The sequence below is a fragment of the Paraburkholderia ginsengisoli NBRC 100965 genome (assembly GCF_000739735.1).
In the GTDB taxonomy this organism is placed as follows: Bacteria; Pseudomonadota; Gammaproteobacteria; order Burkholderiales; family Burkholderiaceae; genus Paraburkholderia; species Paraburkholderia ginsengisoli.
In genome coordinates, this window is the sequence record NZ_BBJF01000013.1 from 1 (window position 1) to 22,836 (window position 22,836).

The 22,836-nt window shown below is 61.1% G+C and carries 19 protein-coding genes; 6 read left to right on the forward strand and 13 right to left on the reverse strand.

What is annotated here, in order from left to right:
• The 8 genes from BGI01S_RS20505 to BGI01S_RS20540 all read right to left on the reverse strand — a co-directional run.
• Nucleotides 1–389: lysophospholipid acyltransferase family protein (locus BGI01S_RS20505; protein WP_042327899.1), on the reverse strand; the 389-nt coding region annotated here is incomplete at its 3' end.
• Nucleotides 390–449: 60 nt separating this feature from the next.
• Nucleotides 450–1,730: a dihydroorotase gene (locus tag BGI01S_RS20510; protein ID WP_042327847.1), complete on the reverse strand. Its 1,281-nt coding sequence runs from the start codon at nt 1,728–1,730 to the stop codon at nt 450–452.
• A gap of 154 nt (nt 1,731–1,884) precedes the next feature.
• The gene (locus BGI01S_RS20515) at nt 1,885–2,910 is read right to left on the reverse strand and encodes an aspartate carbamoyltransferase catalytic subunit (RefSeq protein WP_042327848.1); all 1,026 of its coding nucleotides are present in this window, start codon (nt 2,908–2,910) and stop codon (nt 1,885–1,887) included.
• Nucleotides 2,911–3,112: 202 nt separating this feature from the next.
• The gene (gene pyrR / locus BGI01S_RS20520) at nt 3,113–3,649 is read right to left on the reverse strand and encodes a bifunctional pyr operon transcriptional regulator/uracil phosphoribosyltransferase PyrR (RefSeq protein WP_042327849.1); all 537 of its coding nucleotides are present in this window, start codon (nt 3,647–3,649) and stop codon (nt 3,113–3,115) included.
• The gene (gene ruvX, locus BGI01S_RS20525; protein ID WP_042327850.1) at nt 3,636–4,076 is read right to left on the reverse strand and encodes a Holliday junction resolvase RuvX; all 441 of its coding nucleotides are present in this window, start codon (nt 4,074–4,076) and stop codon (nt 3,636–3,638) included. Before ruvX ends, pyrR begins: the two co-directional genes overlap by 14 nt.
• The gene (locus BGI01S_RS20530; RefSeq protein ID WP_042327851.1) at nt 4,073–4,651 is read right to left on the reverse strand and encodes a YqgE/AlgH family protein; all 579 of its coding nucleotides are present in this window, start codon (nt 4,649–4,651) and stop codon (nt 4,073–4,075) included. The genes ruvX and BGI01S_RS20530 overlap by 4 nt, the downstream gene beginning before the upstream one ends.
• 239 nt (nt 4,652–4,890) lie before the next feature.
• The gene (locus BGI01S_RS20535) at nt 4,891–6,312 is read right to left on the reverse strand and encodes a hypothetical protein (RefSeq protein WP_042327853.1); all 1,422 of its coding nucleotides are present in this window, start codon (nt 6,310–6,312) and stop codon (nt 4,891–4,893) included.
• Between the two features lie 267 nt (nt 6,313–6,579).
• Nucleotides 6,580–6,750, reverse strand: a complete 171-nt coding sequence (locus BGI01S_RS20540; RefSeq protein ID WP_006047743.1) for a rubredoxin — start codon at nt 6,748–6,750, stop codon at nt 6,580–6,582.
• A 290-nt stretch (nt 6,751–7,040) separates the two neighbouring features.
• Between BGI01S_RS20540 and BGI01S_RS20545 the strand changes: the two genes are divergently transcribed.
• The 3 genes from BGI01S_RS20545 to cysC all read left to right on the forward strand — a co-directional run bounded on the left by BGI01S_RS20545 (nt 7,041) and on the right by cysC (nt 9,962).
• A complete protein-coding gene (locus BGI01S_RS20545; RefSeq protein ID WP_042327854.1) occupies nt 7,041–7,901 on the forward strand; it encodes a hydroxymethylpyrimidine/phosphomethylpyrimidine kinase in 861 nt (286 codons plus the stop codon).
• A 147-nt stretch (nt 7,902–8,048) separates the two neighbouring features.
• Entirely contained in the window at nt 8,049–9,317 is a 1,269-nt protein-coding gene (locus BGI01S_RS20550; protein WP_322786972.1) for a chondroitin 4-O-sulfotransferase, read from the forward strand.
• A gap of 18 nt (nt 9,318–9,335) precedes the next feature.
• Nucleotides 9,336–9,962: an adenylyl-sulfate kinase gene (cysC, locus tag BGI01S_RS20555; RefSeq protein ID WP_042327856.1), complete on the forward strand. Its 627-nt coding sequence runs from the start codon at nt 9,336–9,338 to the stop codon at nt 9,960–9,962.
• A gap of 145 nt (nt 9,963–10,107) precedes the next feature.
• On the opposite strand, the gene groL is transcribed toward cysC, so the two are convergent.
• The gene (gene groL / locus BGI01S_RS20560; RefSeq protein WP_042327857.1) at nt 10,108–11,748 is read right to left on the reverse strand and encodes a chaperonin GroEL; all 1,641 of its coding nucleotides are present in this window, start codon (nt 11,746–11,748) and stop codon (nt 10,108–10,110) included.
• Nucleotides 11,749–11,800: 52 nt separating this feature from the next.
• Complete coding sequence (gene groES, locus BGI01S_RS20565) at nt 11,801–12,091, reverse strand: co-chaperone GroES (RefSeq protein ID WP_007178996.1); 291 nt, start codon at nt 12,089–12,091, stop codon at nt 11,801–11,803.
• Nucleotides 12,092–13,708: 1,617 nt separating this feature from the next.
• Here groES and BGI01S_RS20575 point away from each other — a divergent pair.
• From BGI01S_RS20575 to BGI01S_RS20585, 3 genes are all read left to right on the forward strand, one after another.
• Nucleotides 13,709–14,854 (forward strand): glycosyltransferase, encoded by a 1,146-nt coding sequence (locus BGI01S_RS20575; protein WP_042327900.1) that lies wholly within the window; start codon nt 13,709–13,711, stop codon nt 14,852–14,854.
• Nucleotides 14,855–14,876: 22 nt separating this feature from the next.
• A complete protein-coding gene (locus BGI01S_RS20580; RefSeq protein ID WP_042327901.1) occupies nt 14,877–15,965 on the forward strand; it encodes a glycosyltransferase family 4 protein in 1,089 nt (362 codons plus the stop codon).
• An 86-nt stretch (nt 15,966–16,051) separates the two neighbouring features.
• A complete protein-coding gene (locus BGI01S_RS20585) occupies nt 16,052–17,248 on the forward strand; it encodes a glycosyltransferase (protein ID WP_084585438.1) in 1,197 nt (398 codons plus the stop codon).
• A gap of 305 nt (nt 17,249–17,553) precedes the next feature.
• Here the strand turns inward: BGI01S_RS20585 and BGI01S_RS20590 are convergent, their stop codons facing one another.
• The 3 genes from BGI01S_RS20590 to BGI01S_RS20600 all read right to left on the reverse strand — a co-directional run bounded on the left by BGI01S_RS20590 (nt 17,554) and on the right by BGI01S_RS20600 (nt 22,815).
• Nucleotides 17,554–19,035: an MOP flippase family protein gene (locus BGI01S_RS20590; RefSeq protein ID WP_042327859.1), complete on the reverse strand. Its 1,482-nt coding sequence runs from the start codon at nt 19,033–19,035 to the stop codon at nt 17,554–17,556.
• A gap of 140 nt (nt 19,036–19,175) precedes the next feature.
• Nucleotides 19,176–21,425: a polysaccharide biosynthesis tyrosine autokinase gene (locus BGI01S_RS20595; protein WP_052400502.1), complete on the reverse strand. Its 2,250-nt coding sequence runs from the start codon at nt 21,423–21,425 to the stop codon at nt 19,176–19,178.
• 127 nt (nt 21,426–21,552) lie between these two features.
• Nucleotides 21,553–22,815: a cellulase family glycosylhydrolase gene (locus BGI01S_RS20600; protein WP_042327904.1), complete on the reverse strand. Its 1,263-nt coding sequence runs from the start codon at nt 22,813–22,815 to the stop codon at nt 21,553–21,555.
• Between the last annotated feature and the right edge of the window lie 21 nt (nt 22,816–22,836).

Below are 22,836 nucleotides of genomic sequence, written 5' to 3' on the forward strand. Positions count from 1 at the left end.
CGATCGGACAGCTCGTGCATGATCCGCTTCGCGTCGCTGCGCTTCTCGCGCTGGATGAACACCGTGTCCAGTTGCTGCGCGAGCCAGCCGACCACCGGCCATTGGCGGATCTCCGCCTTCGACACGAACGGCGTAGGCCGCCACGCATTGATCACGTAGATATCGATCCACGAGATGTGATTGGCGACCACCAGCGCGCCGCCGTCGAGCCGCGCGCTGTCGTTATGCACGACGAGCCGCATGCCGCACAGGCGCAGCATTTTCAGCGACCACGCGCGGTTGAGCGCGTGTCGCCGTTGCGCGCCGGCGCCGGGAAAGCGCGTCGCCACGATCCACATGCCGTGCAGCAGATGCGCGATCAGACGGGCCTTGCGTAACGCGAGCTTCATGGTCGGAGCTTTCCGTGACTGGACAATGAGCTGGGCTATGAACGCAGCGACGCGCCGTGCTTAACGCTGCTCGAACGCGACGTGACCGGACACGATGGTCGTCCGCACGCGCGCCGGCAGTTCGTAGCCGAGGAACGGCGTGTTGTGCCCCTGGCTCTTCAACCCGCGCGGCTCGACGCGCCAGTGCGCGTGACGGTCGAACACGCAGAGGTCGGCCACCGCGCCCACCGCGATGCGGCCGGCCGCGCTCAGATCGAGCACGTCGGCTGGCGCCGTCGTGATGCGGTTCAACGCCTTGGCGAGCGGCACGCCGGCTTCGTCGGCCCACTTCACCGTCAGCGACAGGAACAGCTCCAGACCCGTTGCGCCCGGCGTCGCCTCGGCGAACGGCAGCAGCTTTTCGTCGTCGTCGACAGGCGTGTGGTCCGAGCAGATCGCGTCGATCGTGCCGTCGACGAGACCCGTGCGGATCGCTTCGCGATCGCGCTGCTGACGCAGCGGCGGATCGAGGCGGAACTGCGCGTCGAAGTAGCCGATGTCGAGATCGATCAGATGCACGTGATTAACGGTGACGTCGCACGAGACCGGCAAGCCTTCGGCCTTGGCCGCGCGCATCAACGCGATGCCCGCCGCCGACGACACATGCGACAGGTGTACGCGCGCGCCAGTCACGCGGACCAGTTCGAAGATGGTGTGCAGCGCGATCGTTTCAGCCGACACCGGCACGCCCGACAACCCGAGCCGCGATGCCAGCGCGCCGCTCGCGGCCACGCCGCCCTTGCCGAGGTAGGCGTCGACCGGACGCAGCCACACCGTGTAGCCGTAGGTCTTCGCGTATTGCAGCGCGCGCATCAGCACCTGGGTATCGACCACCGGCACGTCGGCCTGCGAGAAGCCGATGCAACCGGCCTCGGTCAGCTCGACCATCTCGGTGATCACCTGCCCCTTGAGGCCGACCGTCAACGCGCCGAGCGGATACACGTGCGCCTGGTTCAGATTGCGCGCGCGGAACTTGAGCATCTCGACGAGGCCCGGCTCGTCGAGCGTCGGGTCGGTGTCCGGCGGACACACGAGGCTCGTCACGCCGCCCGCGAGCGCCGCGGCCATTTCGGATTCGAGCGTCGCCTTGTGTTCGTAGCCCGGCTCGCGCAAACGCGCGGACAGGTCGACGAGACCCGGCGCGATATGCAGCCCTTTAGCGTCGATCGTCTTTGCCGCCTGGAAGTCGGCCGGCGCGTTGCCGATGGCGACGATCTTGCCCGCCGCGATATAAATGTCCTGCTGCTGTTCGGTGCCCGCTGCCGGGTCGATCAGCGTGCCGCCTTGAATATGAATCTTCATGCGCTGCCTTATGTTCAGCTTGGTTCAGCTTGATGGTTCAGCTCGGTCACGCGTGACTGACCGCGTGGATCGTGCTGTGTCTGGTGTGGGTATCACGCTTTGGTTCGAGTCCGCCCGCGCATTGCATGACGGCGCGGCGCTCGAAGCTTCGGAATCAGCCGTGATTGCCGGCGACGATGCCCATCACCGCCATGCGCACCGCGATACCGAACGTCACCTGATTCAGGATCACCGATTGCGGACCGTCAGCCACCTGCGAATCGATTTCGACGCCGCGATTCATCGGGCCGGGGTGCATCACGATTGCGTCGGGCGCGGCGAGCGCGAGACGCTCCGGCGTCAGCCCCCAGCTCTTGAAGTACTCCTGCGCCGACGGCAGCAACGCGCCGCTCATCCGCTCGTTCTGCAAGCGCAGCATGATGATCACGTCGACGTCCTTCAGGCCTTCGTCGAGATTGTGGAATACGCGCACGCCCATCTGTTCAAGGCCGCCCGGCAGCAGCGTGCGCGGACCGATCGCGCGCACTTCCGGCACGCCGAGCGTGGTCAGCGCGTGGATGTCCGAGCGCGCGACCCGCGAATGCAGAATGTCGCCGACGATCGCCACGCGCAGCTTCGTGAAGTCCTTCTTGTAGTGGCGGATCGTGTACATGTCGAGCAGACCCTGGGTCGGGTGTGCATGACGGCCGTCGCCCGCATTGATCACGTGCACGTGCGGCGCGCAATGCTGGGCGATCAGGTAGGGCGCGCCGCTCGACGCGTGACGCACGACGAACATGTCGGCATGCATCGCCGACAGGTTGTTGATCGTGTCGAGCAACGACTCGCCCTTGCTGGTGGACGACGCGTTGATGTTCAGATTCAGCACGTCCGCCGACAGACGCGTCGCGGCGATTTCGAAGGTCGTGCGGGTGCGCGTCGAGTTCTCGAAGAACAGGTTGAACACCGACTTGCCGCGCAACAGCGGCACCTTCTTCACTTCACGATCGGTGACGCTGACGAACTGGTCGGCGGTGTCGAGAATCTGATTGACGATCGCCTTCGGCAGACCTTCGATCGACAACAGATGTTTGAGCTCGCCGTTTTTCGTGAGCTGCGGGTTGCCCTTCAGGAAGCCATAACGGAAGCGCTCGCTGGCGCTGTCCGCGGAATCCTGGGGAGCCTGGGTGGCGGTGTTCATGGTGTACCTGCTTCAAATACGGGCTTCAACGTGATCGATGTCGATGCTGACTGCGTGTGACGATTCCGGGCCGGCCTCCGCGCGCTGCGGCGGCGACCGGCTTCAGTTTCTTCTTGCGTGGTTGGCCGCCTGCGCGGCCGTTGCGGCGCGGGGATCGCAGGCAAGCTGCCCACGCGGTCCCGCGCACGACTTCGCGCCGGGTTCAATCGACGCGTGCTTCGGTGTGAAAAGTGAAACGCGGCTCACCTTTGGCGGCGGCGTCGGCCGCCGCGCCGCTCTCTTCGCGGGCCAGCACCAGCGTGGCGTCAGCCGGCACGTTCACCACGCCGCCGACAAAACGCGCCGCCACCGGCAATTCGCGCCCGCCGCGATCGGCGAGCACCGCCAGTTCGACCGACGCCGGTCGGCCATAGTCGTACAACTCGTTGAGCGCCGCGCGAATCGTGCGGCCGGTGTACAGCACGTCGTCGACCAGCACGATGCGCGCGCCGTCGACCGAAAACGGCAGCGAGGTCGGGCTCGCCTGCGAATGCAAACCTTTTTTCGCGTAGTCGTCGCGATGCAACGCGACGTTCACCACGCCGAAGCTCGGCAGGTTCAGGTCGCGCGCGAGCCGCTCGGCGAGCCACGCGCCGCCGCTGTGAATGCCGGCCAGCGCGAAGCCGGGCCGCTCGCCATACACCGCGCGAATCTGGTCGAGCAACGCGCGATAAAGCGCTTCGGCGTCAATGAAACTCATGATCGTCGGAAAGTCCGTCTAGATATTGCTGGAGGATGATGCTGGCGGCTTCGGCGTCGAGCATGTCGGCGCGGCCTTTGCCCGCGCGAATTTCCGCTTTCGCCTCGACCGACGAGTAGCGCTCGTCGATCCATGTCACCGGCAGATTGAAGCGGCCGTTCAGCTGATTGCCGAAGCGCTTCGCGAGTTGGGTCATTTCGTGCGGCGTGCCGTCCGGGTGCATCGGCAGGCCGACCACCAGCGCGTCCGGCTTCCATTCGGCGATCAGCTTGCCGACTTCTTCGAAGCGGTATTCACGGCTGCGGTTTTGCACGATCACGAGCGGCCGCGCGCTGCGCGTCAGCGAATTGCCGACCGCCACGCCGATGCGTTTTTCACCGTAGTCGAACGCAAGCAGCGTCGCCTCACGTCCGGCCGCCAGGCTCATGCGTGACCCGCCTCGCCCGAGAGCATCGACAGCGAAATGCCGAGCAGCGCGAGCGCGGCTTCGAGACGCTCTTCGGCAGGCACGTCGAAGACGATCTTCGGGTCGGCTTCGACCGTTAGCCAGCCGTTCTTCGAAATCTCTTCCTCGAGCTGCCCCGCGCCCCAGCCGGCGTGGCCGAGCGTGAGCAAAAAGCGCTCCGGACCGGTGCCGCTCGCGACGGCTTCGAGCACGTCTTTCGAGGTAGTCATTTCCAGCCCGCCCGGCACCGACATGGACGACGTGTACGCGTTGCCGTCTTTCGGATCGTGCAGCACGAAGCCGCGCTCGGTTTGCACCGGGCCGCCGAAATACACGGGCACATGGAGAAGGGGTTCGATTTCCAGCTTGAGGTCGATGCGACTGAAGAGCGCTTCCAGGTCGATGTCGGTCGGCCGGTTGATCACGAGGCCGAGCGCGCCGCGCTCACTGTGATCGCAAAGGTAGACCACCGTTCCTGAAAACGTCGGATCGGCCATGTTCGGCATGGCGATCAGGAACTGGTTGGTCAGATTGATGCGATCGGTACTCTTGGACATAGTTCGGATTTTAGCAAAGACGATGCAGGATGGCGGGCTTTGAGCGTGGAACCGCGATACGTGTCATAAACATGCCGCGAGCCATCGACGACGAATCAAGTTGCACTCTATCACGCACGCGGGCTTGAGCCACGGTCTTGGCGGCGCGGCGCGCGGTGGCGGCCGCGCGCGCAAACTGGCGCGGGCGTCGCCTGCCCTTCGCGCGCCCGCCGGCAGTGCCCGGTCAGGCCGATATCCGCTTATCCGCCGCCCTGCTCGATCGCGCGCGTCAGCGTGGCGAGCGTCGTCTGCGTGAGCCCGCCGCCGGAGGGCGCAACGCCTGCGGCAACCTTGTGCAGCGTCGCGCGCAACGATTCGGCGGCCTGTTCGAGCGTGCTCGCCGCCGGCGCGCCGACGATCACATGCGCGCGGACCGCCGGCGTCGACACCCCCGCGTGCGCCCGACGGCGCCACGCCAACCCTAGCGCGTCGGCCAGCAGCGCCACGTGACCGAGCCCCAGCGCGCAGGCGGCGGAGCCGAGCCGGTAAGCCGCGTCGCCCGCTTGCAGCGCTTCGCTGGGGTCGGCCTTCTCGGGCTGATCCGCCGCGCGAGCGTGCTCGGTCAACGCGGAGATCGACGCGTCCGCCGTCTGCAGAAAATCTTCATAGGCGTTCGCGTTGACAGTCAGCACGCCCAGATCGCGGGTCAGCGAATGGCGCGTCGCGCTGATCGTCTGCGCCTCGATCGCACCCGCTTCCCACAGCATCTCGGATGACTGCGTGCCCGCCACGTGCCAGTCGACGGTCAGCCCGTAATCGTGCAGCACCTCGACCTGGTCCGCATCTTCCGCCGACGCGCCGAACAACGCGTAGTCGCGCCACAGCAGCGCCAGGGTCGCGCGTACCAGAGAATGCGGCGCGCGCTCGCCGCCGCGCGCGTGGTCGGCCAAGGCCAGATTGCACCGGGCGTAAAAGCGGCGCGCCTGCGTATCACCGGCGGCACGGCCGCCGACCCGCAAGGCCTTCGCGCAGGCTTTGGCGAGACGCCAGAAGTCGTAGGGGTCCGGGCCGGCGAGCTCGGTGAAGACGGCGTCGAGTTCGTCGAGCGCGCCATGGGTGACGGCCAGCGCGGCCACGCTGCCCGTATCGGCTTGCGAGCGCAGCACCGGCAGCAGCGCGCGTTCGTAGCGCGCGCGCAGATGAGCCAGCTGATCGGCGGAATGTCCGTGTAGCGATGCCGGCGGCACCGGCCGCGCGGTCAGCGCGAGATCTTCGAAAGCGACGCCGGAACCCGGCGTGTGCTCGGACAGATGCTCGCAGAGCATCCGATAGTGATTGAACAGCGTCGGCGAGCAGGACAGCTCGCGCAGATTGTGGCGCTCCAGCGCGGCGCGCAAGTCGCGCAACGCCGCGCCGAACACAGGTCGAACGTTGTCGGCCTCGGACGGATCGGCGACCGCGAGCGGCGAGAGCCGCACCAGCGCGTCCGCGAAACGCTGTGCGCTGAGCCAGCCGGCCCCGCGCAACGCATGCGACGCACGCAGCAGCGCCGACGCGCTCTCCTGATTCTGTTCGAATGCCAACGACGCCTCGGCCAGCGCCAGCTCCGCGGGACGGACGGCGCCGCCGCGCGGATTGGGCAAGGCGTCGAAGGATACGGGTGCAGCGGATCGAAGAGTCATGGGCAGGCGACAGGAAGCTGACGGGCCGTCGCTTCACGCCGCACGCAGACTGATCGGCTAACGCGCGAACCGGCGACAGGACAATGACAGACTACCGTTGCGACACGGCACAGTCGACGATGTTCCGCGCCGACGCGGTGGAGCAGGCTTGCGGGCAACGGCGGCGCAACGGGACGGACGCCTGCCCCGCCTGCGTGCCCGCCTGGGTGCGCTACGCGCCCCGAGGTTGGGGGGTCCAGCCGGTCGAAACCGGCTGCCCGACTCGCTTCAGATCTGGACCATCTCGAAGTCTTCCTTGCGCGCACCGCATTCTGGGCAGGTCCAGTTAATGGGAACGTCCTCCCAGCGCGTGCCCGGCGCAATGCCTTCGTCCGGCAAACCGGCTTCTTCGTCGTAAATCCAGCCGCAAATCAGGCACATCCAGCTTTGATATTCCATTCTTGTGTCGCGTCGTAGAGTCCGTGGAAACGGGAGCCATGATGGTACCGTGTTGCCGCCCCAATGCCTAGCAATCCGAAACGCGCGGCCGTATCGCACGGCGGCCCGGCCGAGCGGCGCTTTCCGTCGGTTGGAGCGACGCTTGCGGCGCGATGCCGCGCGAGCCGCCGCCCGCTCGCGACCACCGGCCAAAAGTGTGCAAAAAAACGCCCCCGCAACGGTTTAGGCCGCATAATTGAGCCGATTGCGCACCTCCTGCGCCAAAATCCAGCACCTTTTTGTCAATCTTCATGCCCAGCGACACGCCTCCGATCGTCCTCACCTTCGGCCTTTCCGATCCCACTGGCGGCTCCGGCCTGCAAGCCGACCTGTTGACCCTTGCCAGCATGGGCTGCCACGGCGTTTCCGTTCTCACCGGCTATACCGTGCGCGATTCAGCCAGCTGCGACGAAGTCAACGGGCTCGACCCCGAAGTCGTCGCGACCCAGGCGCGGATGCTGCTCGAAGACATGCCGATCGCCGCGTTCAAGGTCGGCGCCTGCACGCGCGCGGAAGTGGTGAGCGCGATCGCCGAGGTGGTCGCCGATTACGACGATATTCCGCTGATTCTCGCCCCCGACTTCACGCTCGACGACGAGCACGTGCTCGCCGCCGACGAACTACGCGAAGCGATCGCCGATCTGCTCGCGCCGCAAACCACGCTGTTGGTCGCCGACTCGGCCACCCTGCTCGCGCTCGCCCAGCCGGACGGCGACGCCGACGCGCCAAGCCTCGACGCCGCGATCTCGCATTTGCTGTCGCAGGGCTGCGAATACATTCTGTCGACCGAAACCGGCACGCACCGGCACGTCAATACGCTGTTCAGCGAGGACGGCCAGTTGCGCCAGGACATGTGGGACCGTGGTAGCCATCGGATCATGGGCCTGACGGATACGCTGGGGTCGGCAATCGCCGCGTTGCTGGCTAATGGCCAGGAACCCGCGGAGGCGGTGCGCGAGGCGCAGGAGTATCTGTACCAGGCGGTGCGCAACGCGTTCCGGCCGGGTATGGGCGCGTATATGCCGGACCGGTTCTTCTGGGCGCGCAGCAGCGACGACGAAACGCCGCCGACCACCGGCAAGGACGCCGCGCCAGGTGAAGCGCGGCACTGACTGCCGCCTGAGCCTACCTATCACGCATATAAAAAACCCGCATTGATGCGGGTTTTTTATTGGCCATTCCGAATTCTTATTTTTCTAGCATAAATTCTGCTTGCTGTTCATTACACGGCGCTGTATCGCGTAATTAAACGTTACAACGTGAGTACCGGCACCACGCTAGACTTGACAGGTCATAAGCTTGCCATATGTCCCCTTATGCCCTTTCTTATATTCTTCATTCATCCTCCGAAAAGCGGTGGGTCCACCGTCATTACGTTTTTTGATTTGAATTTGGGTAAGGACCGGTTCGCGAATTTCGTGTGGGATCGGGAAGGTTGGGGAAGCTGCCGCGCCAAGCTGCTGGAAACGAGGGTCGGCGGCGGACATCATCCGTACGGCATGCACCGGACGATCAAGCATCCGCTGCGCTATTGCACCATTTTGCGCGATCCGCTCGCGCGCCAGATATCGCATTACTGGTACGCCGCGAGCGGCAAGAACGGGGAAGTGAAGCGCGGTGTGAGTGTGTCGACGGCCGAAGCTCTCGTTCAGCAAGGCGTCATCTCGCTCGACGAATGGGTCGCGGAGTCGCTAGCCGGCAAAAATCTGTTTGTCCACATGCTAAGCGGTCAGTCCGTGCTCAACGAAAACAGTCTTGCAGTCGCGCAAAGCCATCTTCGCCAGCACATCGGCACGACCGGCCTCTGCGAGAACATGAGCGAATTTCTACTCCGACTCGCTGCAATGAGCGGGTTGAAATTGCCGTTTTATTTCGAAGCCAACAGGACGATCGGCACACCGAAAGGCGAAAGCCCCTTAAGCGATGCTGCTCGTCGAAAGTTTCTGGAAGACAATCGGCTCGATTACGAGCTCTTTCACGATGCTAAAGGGCTGATTGAAATCGAGGTGAATGACGCTGGCGCCGTCTTTTCGAATGCGCTGGAACTGGTGAAGGTCATTCAAAAGGAAATAAATCAGCTTGAAAATCCGCATATTTACAGTTCCACCGTTTTCGGTTTCGATCCGGCGTTTCTCGCAAAAGTCGAGGGCGTCATCCGCCGTTTCGACCTCGCGCCCATCGATGCGTACCTGGAGTTTGCGCGAAGCAGGCAACCAGTTTTGGCGGACATGTTCGAAGGCTTTGTCGACCGCGTTCAGGACGGCGTGGTGAGTGGTTGGGCCGTCAATTTCAGCAGGCCCGAAGAACAAGTACCGCTCGAAGTTCGCGTGGGTAACGAGGTCATCGCTTCCGGTTGGAGCGGTGAGCCGCGCCCCGACGTGGCCGGCGCTGGATACCCGAGCGCTCACGCAGGATTTTCGATTCCGCTGCCACCCCATGTTCGGGACGGCTTTCACATCGCAATCGCGAATTCGCCCGAGAGCCTGCACAACGCGGGAATCTGGCGGCAAGGCTGGCACTGCGCCTGAGCACCGAGGGAACTCACCATGGAACAGCCCCCCACTTTCCTGCAACGCAGCAACGGCGCAGTCAACACTCAGGACAGGGTGCGAATATTTCGCCAGCGGCCGGTCACGATCTGGTTGACGGGTCTTTCCGGCGCGGGCAAGTCGACCATCGCATTCGAGCTGGAAGCGCAACTCGTCGGCTTGGGCCATGCGTGCTATGTGCTCGACGGGGACAACGTCCGCCACGGCCTCGCTTGCGATCTCGGCTTCGACAGGAAAGACCGGCGCGAAAATATACGCCGCGTCGCGCACGTCGCCCAACTGATGAACGACGCGGGCCTGATCGTCATCACCGCGCTCATCTCGCCGATGAGCGAAGACCGGACAATGGCGCGCGACATCATCGGGCGAGACAAATTTGTCGAGACGTACCTGTCCGCCCCGCTCGACATCTGCGCGCGGCGTGATCCGAAGGGCCTCTATGCGAAAGCCCGGAACGGCGAGATCAGTTCGTTTACCGGCGTGTCCGCGCCGTATGAAGCGCCGGTGGATCCCGAGCTTCACATCGACACGGCCACACTGACGTCGCGCGAAAGCGTCGCGCAGATATTCGCCCACTTGCGCAAGAACTCGCTGACCACTGCGCGTCAGGAGGCCGGAGCGTAAGCGCGTCGTCCCGCGCCCGTTCTACTCCGCCCCAAAAGAAAAAACCCGCATTTCTGCGGGTTTTTTTCTTTTGGGAAGCACGCCTCGCGGCGTACCTCCCCATGTGCTTCCGGTCGGACCTCGTAACGACGAGGCCCAGGCGGAATTACATGTCCATGCCCATGCCGCCCATACCGCCGGGCATGCCGCCGCCCATCGGTGCATCTTCCTTCGGCAGTTCGCAAACAGCTGCGTCGGTCGTCAGCAGGAGACCAGCAACCGATGCTGCGTTTTGCAGCGCCGTGCGCGTCACCTTCGTCGGGTCTACGACACCAGCGTCAACCAGGTCGACGTACTCGCCGGTGGCTGCGTTGTAGCCGTAGTTGCCTTGGCCAGCAGCAACAGCTGCCACCACGACGCTGGCTTCTTCGCCACCGTTCGTGACGATCTGGCGCAGCGGCTCTTCCATCGCGCGCAGCACGATCTTGATACCTGCGTCCTGATCGGCGTTAGCGCCCTTCAGGCCGGCGATTGCCGTACGTGCACGGATCAGCGCGACGCCGCCGCCAGCCACGATGCCTTCTTCCACAGCTGCGCGCGTTGCGTGCAGTGCGTCTTCGACACGTGCCTTCTTTTCCTTCATTTCGACTTCGGTCGCAGCACCGACCTTGATCACTGCAACGCCGCCTGCCAGCTTGGCAACGCGTTCTTGCAGCTTTTCACGGTCGTAGTCCGACGTCGCTTCTTCGATTTGCGTGCGAACTTGCTTCACACGTGCTTCGATGTTTGCAGCTTCGCCTGCGCCGTCGATGATCGTCGTGTTTTCCTTGCCCACTTCGATGCGCTTCGCTTGGCCCAGTTCAGCCAGCGTTGCCTTTTCGAGCGTCAGGCCGGTTTCTTCAGCGATGACTTGACCACCGGTCAGGATCGCGATGTCTTCCAGCATGGCCTTACGACGATCGCCGAAGCCCGGAGCCTTCACAGCAACAGTCTTCAGGATGCCGCGGATGTTGTTCACAACCAGCGTAGCCAGCGCTTCGCCTTCGACGTCTTCTGCGATGATCAGCAGCGGACGGCCAGCCTTCGCGACTTGTTCCAGGACCGGGAGGAGGTCACGAATGTTCGACACCTTCTTGTCGTGCAGCAGCACGAACGGGTTTTCGAGCACAGCAACTTGCTTGTCCGGGTTGTTGATGAAGTACGGCGACAGGTAGCCGCGATCGAATTGCATACCTTCGACAACGTCCAGCTCGTCTTGCAGCGACTTGCCGTCTTCGACGGTGATGACGCCTTCCTTGCCGACTTTGTCCATCGCTTCAGCGATACGGTCGCCGATCGACGAATCGCTGTTCGCCGAGATCGCGCCGACTTGAGCGATTTCCTTGTTGGTCGTGCACGGCTTGCTGATCTTGCGCAGTTCTTCGATCGCAGCTGCCACAGCCTTGTCGATACCGCGCTTCAGGTCCATCGGGTTCATGCCCGATGCAACGTACTTCATGCCTTCGCGGACGATCGATTGAGCCAGGACCGTTGCGGTCGTGGTGCCATCGCCTGCGTTGTCGCTGGTCTTGGAAGCAACTTCCTTGACCATTTGCGCGCCCATGTTCTGGAGCTTGTCTTTCAGTTCGATCTCTTTCGCGACCGACACACCGTCCTTGGTGACCGTCGGGCCGCCGAAGCTGCGTTCCAGGACAACGTTGCGGCCCTTCGGACCCAGCGTGACCTTCACAGCGTTCGCGAGAATGTTCACGCCTTCAACCATCTTGGCACGGGCGGAATCACCGAATACGACGTCTTTAGCTGCCATCTTCTAACTCCTTGAATTCTTGGGATATAACCGGGGAAGCAGCGCTTTGCGCTTACTTCTGCACCACGGCCATGATGTCTTCTTCGCGCATCACGAGCAGTTCGTTGCCGTCGACCTTGACGGTCTGGCCTGCGTACTTGCCGAACAGGACGCGGTCACCAACCTTCACGTCGAGCGCGATTTGTGCGCCCTTGTCGTCGCGCTTGCCCGGGCCGACTGCGAGGATTTCGCCTTGATCCGGCTTTTCCGCTGCGGCTTCGGGGATCACGATGCCCGACGCGGTCTTGGTTTCTTGATCCAGACGTTTGACGATCACGCGATCATGCAAAGGACGAAGGTTCATACATACTCCTCTCTTGATTGAGACTGAAGAACGCTGAGAAAACCCGGCTGGCTGAGCCAACCGGCGATGTTGTTAGCACTCTCGTGCAGCGAGTGCTAATTATATGGACGGGTGGTGACAAATTCAAGAAGGGGGATGGCTCGTAACGTCGGAAGATCATGTCTAGATTTGCCTGGCTTTGAACTTTGTTCGTTCAAATTTGAACGCTCGGGGCGGCTTGACCCCATCGGCACAAAAGCAACTTTCCCGTAGAAACAACGACTTGCGTCGAAATGTCGAGTCCAATCGGTCATATCCCGGAGGGAGCGAGGTTGCCGTTTCGGCGCTGTTCAAGACCGGCGGGTATTTTTTGTCCGTACCAGGGAAGTCCCTGGAACCATCACCCAACCGGCTCGCGCAGAACATGACTCGGCCCGCTAGTTCGGGCTTAGAGGGTCAACAGGCGCCCGCGGCGCAAACAATCCAGATCGAGCTTGGTACGAGCGCTAATATCGAAGCAATCCTTTCCCCTGATCGTCTCCTGCAACAGGCCCTCCGAACGACCACAGTCAACGGCTTGAGCGGCGTGCTGGATACAGTGAGCTTGCCGCGCCAGCTTGCCCTGCTATCCATTGAGAGCTGGATACCCTTGTCCAGCGCGCTGACTGGATAGTCGGCTTCGCGAGTAATCGCTGCCCGACGCGTCAGCGCGCGGCGCGTTGCCCCCAATCGACCACGGCAGTCAGATATACGAAGCCGCGTGGCATCGGATATACGTCGTGTCGACCACCAGACGTAATTGCTGCGATCGACCTTTCGATTACGTAGCAGGCATGGCCGGATCTTGCACGCTGCATGCCGGCGATTTGTATTCGGTTTGCGATACAGCGCCTCAATGCCCATGAGCCTCTTCAGCGTGCCCGCGTGTTGCGTCCGACGATGGACCCCTCACGTCTGAGCATACGGACACCGGCACATGGCTGCTCCGGTGCAGTTGAGAAATGCGACGTATCAACGCTAGATCGGCTTGGCCAATAACACGCGGCACGTAGTAGGTGCGCGAGCCGCTGATTCCCACGAGGTTCGCTTGCCGACCCATCGCAAGTGCGTCATCACAATCAATCATCGCTTTCCGCTCAGCAGACCTCCTTGTCGAGCGCTCCGCTACGCGGTCGTGCCGCGACCCTGCAATTGCCGCTTCTATTCCGCGATCGGGTCCAGGTGAACATCCAATTGCTACGCCAACTCGGCAAGCGTGAGTTCCCCACAAACTGCCGCCAAGGCCACCTTCGCCTTGAACACCGCTGAGCGCGTCCGCCGGATTCTGATTTCCTTTGCCGGAACTATGCCCGCGTTGGAGACCGGCAACTCCATTCACTCGATGTCCGAATTCGCGAACCCACCTCTATCCGGGTTTCAGCGTGCGCTATCAGACAGAGCTATGACTGCCATGAGCAGAAGATCACCCTGCGCCAGTGCTTCCATCTAAGGAAGGTCTGCAAAAGTCCCGTATCTGATGACAGCCGGCTTCGATGATTTTCATCGCCGAAGAATCGATTGAATACGGGCCGTGTGAACACGCAGTCAGTTGGACAGTTCCAACTCGCCTACCACAATCTCGATAACGGGATCAGACATATGAAAGACATCGTGCATATCACGGAAGCCTTCGGAGGGGGGGTTCTGTCGATGCTGACCGAGCTTTCCAACCGCGCCGCAGAAGCGGGGGCAAATGTATCCGTGATTTATTCGTTGCGGCGAGAAACACCTCCAAACTTTGAAAGCCTGTTTCATCCCAAAGTGAAGATGACTCACGTATCGATGTGCAGAGAGATCAGTTTCAAGAAAGACTGGTCGAGCCTGCTCGCGCTCGTTCACAATTTACGTGATCGCAATCCCGAAGTCATTCACCTTCACTCGTCGAAAGCAGGTGTTCTCGGACGAGCCGCAGCCAAAATAGCGTCCCCTCACGCCAAAGTATTTTATTCCCCGCACGGCCCCGCCTTTCTTCGGCGTGATGTATCGGCCGCGAAACAGTACACCTATTTGAGCTTTGAACGTCTCGCCAACTTCATTGGCGGAACGATCGTCGCATGTTCACGCAGTGAACTTCATGAAATCAAAGGCCGGGTTCACGCACGTTCGTCAGTCCTGATCGAGAACGGCGTCGATACCAATGAAATCCCCCAGCGTTGCAAACGAAACGACGACAACGTAGTGATCGGCATGACGGGCCGCGCTTCCTTCCAGAAGAACCATGAGGTGTTCCTCAAGCTGGCGAACGAATTCCGCGATCCTTCAGTGCGCTTCGTGTGGATCGGTGGGACCGAAGAAGAAGTGCCGGAAATTTACCGCGGCGACGCGGTCACATGCAGCGGCTGGGTCACCCGCGCGCGCGCATTGGAGCTGATGTCACAGCTTGATGTCTATGTTCAGACGTCACGCTGGGAGGGAATGCCGATGGCGCTAATCGAAGCGCAAGTCGCGGGCATTCCTGCGGTCGTCACCAACGTTGTAGGCAATCGGGACATTGTCATTCATTGCGTTACCGGTTTTGTGGCGTCCAACGACGAAGAGTTGGCGAAATATCTCGCCCTTCTGCGTGACAACCCGACGCTTCGTCAGCAAATGGGCGCGGCGGCGAGAAAGCGGGCTATAGAGCGCTTTTCAATGGACCTGATCTTTCGCGAATGGCGACTGCTTTACGGCCTGGCCGACGAGCGCCATGTCCGCAACGAGCCTTTGATCGTCGACATCGCCCATCCTTATGACGTCAATAGCTAACCGGAGATTACGGTTGAAAAACATGCATCCTGCCGCCCCCTCGTTCATCTACAACGGTCGATTCGCGACCCAGAAGACGACCGGGGTACAGCGCGTGGCGCGTGAACTGATCGCTGCGCTTGGACATCTGCCGGGCAACGGTGGCGTTACCGTCGTCGTTCCGCCGCAGCCAGAACTGCAGTCCGTGGAGGGCACCCATCTAGTCAAAATCGGCTTTGGAAAAGGCGTGTTCTGGGAGCAACTCGTTCTTCCCGTATTTGCGGGCCGGCATCGTATTGTCAATCTCAGCAACTCGGCGTCGATCTTCCGCCTGAATCAGGTCATCTACATGCACGATGCGGCGGTATTCGATGTGCCCGCCCATTTTTCGCGGCGTTTCCGCGCATGGTACAGGTTCATGTTCTGGATTCTGGCGCGAACGTCCAGTTGCGTCGTGACCAATTCGGATTTTTCGCGGCAGCGTCTCGCGCACCATTGCGATGTGCCGGCTGAACGAATCAGTGTCGTTCCACTGGGCGCGGATCATCTGGATGCGATCACGCCCGACGCCAGTGTTCTGCAAGAATACGGCCTGGTGTCGAAGCGTTTCGTACTTGCGGTCAGTAACATGAATCCCACCAAGAATTTCGGCCGCATTCTCGAATCGTTCCGCCAGCTCAACGATCCTTCGATCGACCTCGTGATCGTCGGCATGAAGAACGCGAGTGTGTTTGGAGACGTTCAGGACATGGCGGCCATCGCGCCTAACATTAAAGCCGTCGGGTATCTCAACGACCAGAAGCTGAAAGCCCTGTACCAGCATGCGAACTGCTTCGTTTATCCGTCTATCTATGAGGGATTTGGCATTCCACCGCTTGAGGCAATGCGCTGCGGCTGCCCGGTCGTCGTGGGCCGCTCATCGGCATTACCGGAGACGTGTGGAGACGCGGCGCTCTATTGCGACCCGTTCTCGTCAGAAGATATTGCGGACAAGTTGCGCATGCTATTACGGATGCCCGACGTCAGAGCGACCATGATCGAGCGTGGCTATTCGCACGCCGCCAGGTTCCGCTGGGACACCAGCGCCGAGATGCTTCGGCAAGTCATCAATCGATCCTGGCGCAACACCTAACGTCGCTTAGCAGTCTTCCGATCGGCCTTCAGTTTCGGGCCGGTCGGCGTGCCCGCGGGGCATATTCGAGCTTAAGGAGAACGTCAGTGAGGTTGGGCATTTATTGCGATTCGGGTGTCAACGGCGGTCACGAAGAAATGCTCAAGCGACTTGTTCTCGCGCTTGTGAAGTGCCCGGGAATTGTCAGCTTTCATATTCTGGTCCCGAACCAGAACAAGCCAATGTCCGATTTTGCCAGGGACATTGCGGCACGGCATCGCCAGGTCGTCGTCACGTCGCTGCCCTTCACTACCGAGTCGATTCACGGTAATCCGCTGGCGCTACTGGCGACATCATGGAGCACCGCGGCAAGATTGCGCGCGCTGAATCTGACGAAACTCGTGATCGCTCAGGGCACGATCGTGTCGGCGATCGCTGGTTTAATCGCTGCGCGCCTGGCCCGCACGACTGCCGTTAGCTACATTCCGCTGGTGGATGATGCCGCGCAAGCGGGCGCGCCGATTGCGGAGCGCGTCAAAGCGCGGGTTAAACGCGCGTTGTACCAACTGCCGCATCAGTACATTACGCTCAACGACCATCTGCGCGAAAAACTGCTGAAGCAGGCGCCGGACACGCCTGCCGCGATTCTCGAGAACTATGTCGACAATCGATTCAGCAGTTCCACGCTCACCCGTGAAACGGCGCGTAGCTCGCTCGGCTTGCCCCAAAGCGGCAAGTTCATTTGCACTCACATTGGCCGGATTCACTTTCAGCATAAACGGCAAAGCTTCCTGCTCGCCGCTATCGAGAAACACCCCGATGCCTTTGCGAATAGCATTGTGCTCATCGTGGGTGACGGCCCGGACGCGGATAAATTACGGCAGGCGGTGGAAGGGAGCGAAGTTCTGTCGCGTTGCGTCAGAATCATCGGCCCGCAGTCCGACGTGCTGCCGTACATCCTGGCGAGCGATGTTGTGGTGCTACCCTCGGCCTATGAGGGCGTGCCGCTCGTGATGATCGAGGCCGTTCTGGCCGGACGTCCCATCGTGGCATCGCAGGTCTCCGCACTCGGCTCGTACCTGCCGGCCGAATTGCTGTTTCCCGTTGACGATCAGGACGCGTTCGTCGAGAAGATCTTCTCCGCACCGGCCTATCCGCTCTCCGGGCTGACAGATTCTTTCCGGGTGCGATTCTCTCGTGAAGCGTTCGATGCTCAGGCGCAGGAAGTATTACTGCGCCCGGTGCCGCAACGCCGCGCCGCAGACAATCTTGAGCACAACACCGCGGATCTCGGTACAAAGTAGCAATCGGCCCAGCGGGAATATTCCACCGACAACCACGGCACGACGAGCAATCTCTACGGCCTCGATCATCACGACATGGATTCGTGATGATCGAGGCCGTTCGGGCTGGGCGTCGTCCCATCATGGCATCTCAAGCGCCGGCGCCGGGCTCGTTCCCGCCGGCCGGATTGCCATTTTCCTTTTCACGATCAGGATGCGTTCGTCGAAAAGATCTTTTCCGCACCCGCCAATCCATTCGCTGAACTGGCGGATTCTCTCCCGTGCGATTCTCTCGAGAAGCGTTCGACGCTCAGTTGCAGAAGGTATTACTGGAGCCCCTGCCGCAACGCCATGTTGCGGACCATCTTGAGCACAATACCGCGGATCTCGGCACAAAGCAGCGATCGGTCCAGCAGGAATGTCGCACCGAAAACCGCGGCGCCAAGAGCAATCTCCACGACCAGCTTCACGCCATGGTGCACGGACCCTTGCAGCAAACTGGACGCGATCCAGACGCTCGCCACCATCGGCACCGTCATTCGCAGCGGAATGAAACAGGCATTGAGATACTCGCCGAGACTCGGGCCCAGCACGCGCTTGATCATGAGCTGATACATCGGCAGGAACGCAATCACTTCGACAGCGAGTAACCCGAATGCAACGCCCAGTGCGCCCCCCAGATATGCGCCGATGATAATGGCCGGCACCATCGCCGCGGTTTTCGCCAGATTGAACCAAAAACTCAGCCTGATCTTGCCCGTCGCCATCATCAATGAGGTGGCCGGATGGCCTATGGAGCGGAATGCCCCAACCAGACAAAGCACTTGCATGATAGGCGTGATCCAGAGCCATTTCGCACCGAACATGCTCGCGACAAAATCGGGGCCCGCGATCAGCAGTCCAAATACGAGTGGAAAATTGAACATCGCCATGAAACCCGTCAGCTTGAAATAGTTCGTGCGAAGCTTCGCCGTGTCATCCTGGATGATCGAAAAGACGGGAAAGAGTACGCGCGTGAAGAACGGGTTGAGCCGCGCCGGAAAGCCGACGGCGCAATTGTGCGCGAGGTTAAAGCCGCCAAGCGTTGCCGCTCCTAACGCGCGGCCCGCCACGATGCCCCCGAAATTGAAGTTCAGGTAGAACACCATTGCGTCCATTGCCTGGAAGACGCCAAATCCGAGATACGACCTCGTGTCTGAGAGTCGGAATCGCCATGCAGGCTTGTGCAGCTTGCGCCCGCTTACATTGAGCATCACCGTGCGACACAGCGTTCCGGTCAGCGCGCCGATAATCGGCGCATATGCGCCATAGCCACGCATCGCGAAGACAAGCGTCGTGACGAATAACATCAGCGTGGACGCGACCTCGATCTTCGACAGCATGTTGAACATCAGCTCGCGCTCCATCAGCGAGCGGTACTGCAAACCATGCGGCGAGATGAAGAACAGCAGTGCAGCCAGGCCCACGAGCGACTTGAGCTCCGGCTCCGAAAAAAACCACGCCGCGAGACCGCTTCCGGCGAGCAGAACCCCGCCAAGAACCGCACCGAACATGACATTGAGCCAGTACAGCGATGACAACTCCTGCGTGGTCACGTTTTTACGCTGCACGATCGCCGTGCTCAATCCCATGTCGAGAAACATGTCGGCTAGCGTCGTGAACAGCGAAACCATACTCACCAGGCCCAGCTCGGCCGGCCTCAGCAAGCGGGCCAATATGGCCACCTGCACGAACTGCACGCTGACCGTCAAGATCATCGACGTCGCCGACCACTTCGCCCCGGAAATCGCTTTTTCTCGTAGTGACATCACTTTCCTATCGTCTAAAACTACACAGGGCAGCGCCGACGCACGCGTATTCGAAAAAAATAGCTCTTTGAATTAGCGGGATGCATGGATTTGTGCCCGGGCCTGACTGGCGGTCCACCAGATCAGATACCGGGCCGCGTTCAATAGCGCCGGGCGGCGTTCAGGCCGTACTCGTCATTCTCGCCATATCGCGACGGGAGGAACCCGTTGAAAATATGTCCGCCGACTTTTGCACCGACGTTCGCCAGACGCTGAAGCGTTTCTTCCAACTGGCGGGAACCGGTATGGTCGGCGCGCGACACGAGCAGAACCAGATCGCAACCTTGCGCCGCGATCGTCACGGCATCGCTCACCGGAAGCACCGGTGGCGAGTCGATCACCACGAAATCGTAGATATCGCGAAGCGTGCCGAGCATTTCCCGGAAGGCGGGACTGCTGAGAAGCTCGGCAGGATTCGACGGATAAGCGTCGCCCGCTCCCAGCACCGACAGATTCGTCCCGTCCTGCCTCACGATCGCCTCGTCGAGCGTCGCCGTTTTCTTGAGCACTTCCGCAAGCCCTGGCCCCGCGGGGTCCTGCTGCAGCCGGCCCAGTTTCCCCTGCCGCATGTCGCCGTCGATCAGCAGAACCGATGCTTCGGTTTGCGACAATAGATAAGCGAAGTTTGACGAAACAAAGCTTTTCCCCACGCCTTGTGTCGGGCCGGTGAACAGAATCACCTTGTTGTTGCGGTCGTTGCTGACCCTCGCAAGCATCGCTCTCACGCTACTCGGCAATGCGCGCAACGCTTCGATGCTCGGATCCCGCGGACTGCTCACGGCCAGCAGTTTCATCGGTTCGTCCTGATGGTTGCGCGAGTCGGCCACGCCGCGCAACTGCGCTTTGGATCGTGCCACCACGGCGAGACGCGGCAGGTCGGAAACGTAGTCGATCTCTTGCGGCGTACGGAATTCCCTGCGCTGCATCGACACGAAGTGAACCGTGACCGTCGCGGCAAACAATCCGCCGAGGAGCGAACCGAGCAGGATGATCGCCTTGCGCGGCCACGACGGCTTTTCCGGCGCAATGGCCCAGTCCATCACGTTGACACCCGAGGCGGTGCTCGCTGCCGCGACTTCGAGCTGCTGAATGTTGGCCAGCACGCCGGTGTAAATCTGCTTGTTGATGGAGACATCGCTGGACAGTCTGACGAATTCGCGCTGGGTAGCCGGCAGATTCTTCGTGAGATCGCCGGTACGCGAAATCTCGCGGCCCACCTGATCCAATTGCTGAACCAATCCTTTGTATGTCGGGCTATCCGGACCGAAGAGCTGGCGCTTCTCTTCGAACTCGAGTCGCAACTGCGCCTGCCTTTCAACCAGCGAATTCATACGCGAAATGAGCGAGATGCCCTGTTGATCCATGTCGATCGCCTGATTCTGCGTCCGGAAATCATTCAGGCGATCTTCCGCGCTCTGCAACTCGCCCTTCAGCTTCGGCAGCCTTTCGCTCAGGGTCTGGAGCTTCATGTGTGCCTGTGCGGCGCGATCGTCGACGTTGCGCTTCACGAAAGCATTCACAATCGCGTTGACCATCCGTTCCGCGGCCAGCGCTGACGTAGCCTGGTAGCTCAACCGCATCATTGACGAGTCCCGCAACGACGAATTCTGGGCGGTCACGGACGTTTTCAACCGGGAGCTGACATCTTCATAAGCCGCTTGCTGCGACAGCTTGGACAGCGAGAACTCGATACCCGGCCGCGCGCGCAGCACGTCGATCCGCAGTTGCCCGGACGCGGCTTCATCATCGGTGGTGACCTGGAATGTCGCGGTCTCTCCGACACGGCCCTGGACCAGTTGATGCCCGTCTTTGTCATATAAGGTCCAGGCGCCGTCTTCTCCTGCCACCACGCGAAACTTCTCGCCCAACGCGGCATCAGGCACCTGAAAGAGCCCGGGCTTCAGTTGCTCACCGCCCCAGGCGTATCCGGTCAGGCCCAGAAACGGCCGCCGCAACCGGTTGCTCGCGGCATGGCGGGATGCGAAGTAGCGGCCGATCAACGGAAAGTAACTTTCCGTTTGCACCACCGTAGCGCCTCCCGTTGCAGCAATCGCTTCGCCGACAATCGTGCGCGAACTCAGCACATCGGTTTCATCGTCCGCGGACTGGTCCGCCGACATCGTTCCCGACACGTCGGATAGCGCGCTGATCGATGCGCCTGGCTTGATCTGTACACGCAGCAGCGCGTCAGCCCGGTATTGCGGCGTCGCGAGCAGAATGTACACGCCGCCCACCAGACAGCAAATGCCGACAATCGTCGAAAACAGCAACTTGTGTCGAGCGATGCTCCGCCATAGTCCGGCCAGCCCGTCGTTCTTGGCGGGAATAATGCCCATCGGCGCTTGCCCCATGAATGAATTCATTTTATTTTCCGCGATAAAAGACGAGGGAGACCTCGTTAGAACACACAAGCTTCCACTTTCCAGACTGTTCAAGTGGAACTGCCCGGGAACTTCCACTCACGCCATATGCGTAGCGCTACGACGGAACGCTGACGAAAACCGGACCACGCGCCTCAGGAACCGCAAGCACGTTCGTCGTCGTCAAAACCTTGCCATACATGTCAGTCACAACTGCACGAGGCGGCAAGTGCGACGCGTCCAGCTTCAGTGCATCTCCGTCGCCATAGGACCACAGCACATATTTGACCGCGCCCGTTCCAGTCCCCAGTTTGAGGACGACATACTTTTCGTCTTCGTCGATGAAGTACTTCGCACTGGTTGCGTTCGCCGTAAACGAGAACAGATACTTCGATGCGTTATAGGCTGGCAGCCGGTTGTTGTTCTCATCCAGCAGACCAAAGTTGTGCTCCTGATTCGTCGTACTCGTACCGTCGTTACGCATGTCGTAATAAGCGGTGAGTCCCACTCCAGCTATCCAGTCGACCAGAAATCGCCGCACCGCATATTTCGCCTGGCGTGCACGCGCTTCCGGCGAATGCCCGTTGTCGATCCCGGCGACATACTCGTAGCCGTAGCTCGGGTATGACCATTCCGTTGCCCAGATGGCCGGCGCATTCCTGTATTTCGCCAGGTCCTCGCGCAATGCGCGGTAATCGGCGAATACCGACTCCGGATACTCCTGCCGGTAGGGATGCACACTGATCGCATCAGCACCACGCAGCGTCGGACTGGAAATGTCGCCGACGGCCCGAATGAATACGCGATTGACCTGCTGCACGCCACCCGACGCGATCTTCACGTTTGGATTGGCTGCACGGGCTGCCTTCACGGCGGTCGTCAGCAGGTTCCGGTAGCCCGGGGGAGACGGCTCAGCCAGCCAGTACATTTTGTGATCCTCTTCGTTCCAGACCTCAAACCTTACTTTGGCACTGCGATAGCGTTGCGCCGACTGATAAACATACCTGTAGAACGCTGCAAGCTGACTCGTTGTGGTCGGCGGCTGATCCGGGCTGAACTGATAGTGCTTGTAGCCGAGAATAAACAGCACACCCAGACCTCTTGCCGCGCCATCCGATACCAACTTGTCGTACGCGTCGAAATGCCAGCCGTCGGGCGCCTGCACGTCTTCCCAGAAGAGATCCGTACGAACAAAAGAGAAGCCCACATCCTTTACAGCATCCAGCAAGCGCGTATCGTTGACCTCGTGGATCGCCACACCGGTATCGGCCCGCGCCGCCGCGAACGACGGCAGCTCGACGTACGGCCTTTCGTCCGTCGTGGCCACTCCGCTCAGTACCACCACCGGCTCCACCGGCATGGCAAAGGCCCGAAAGGCCATTGAGCCCGCGAGCGCCAGCGC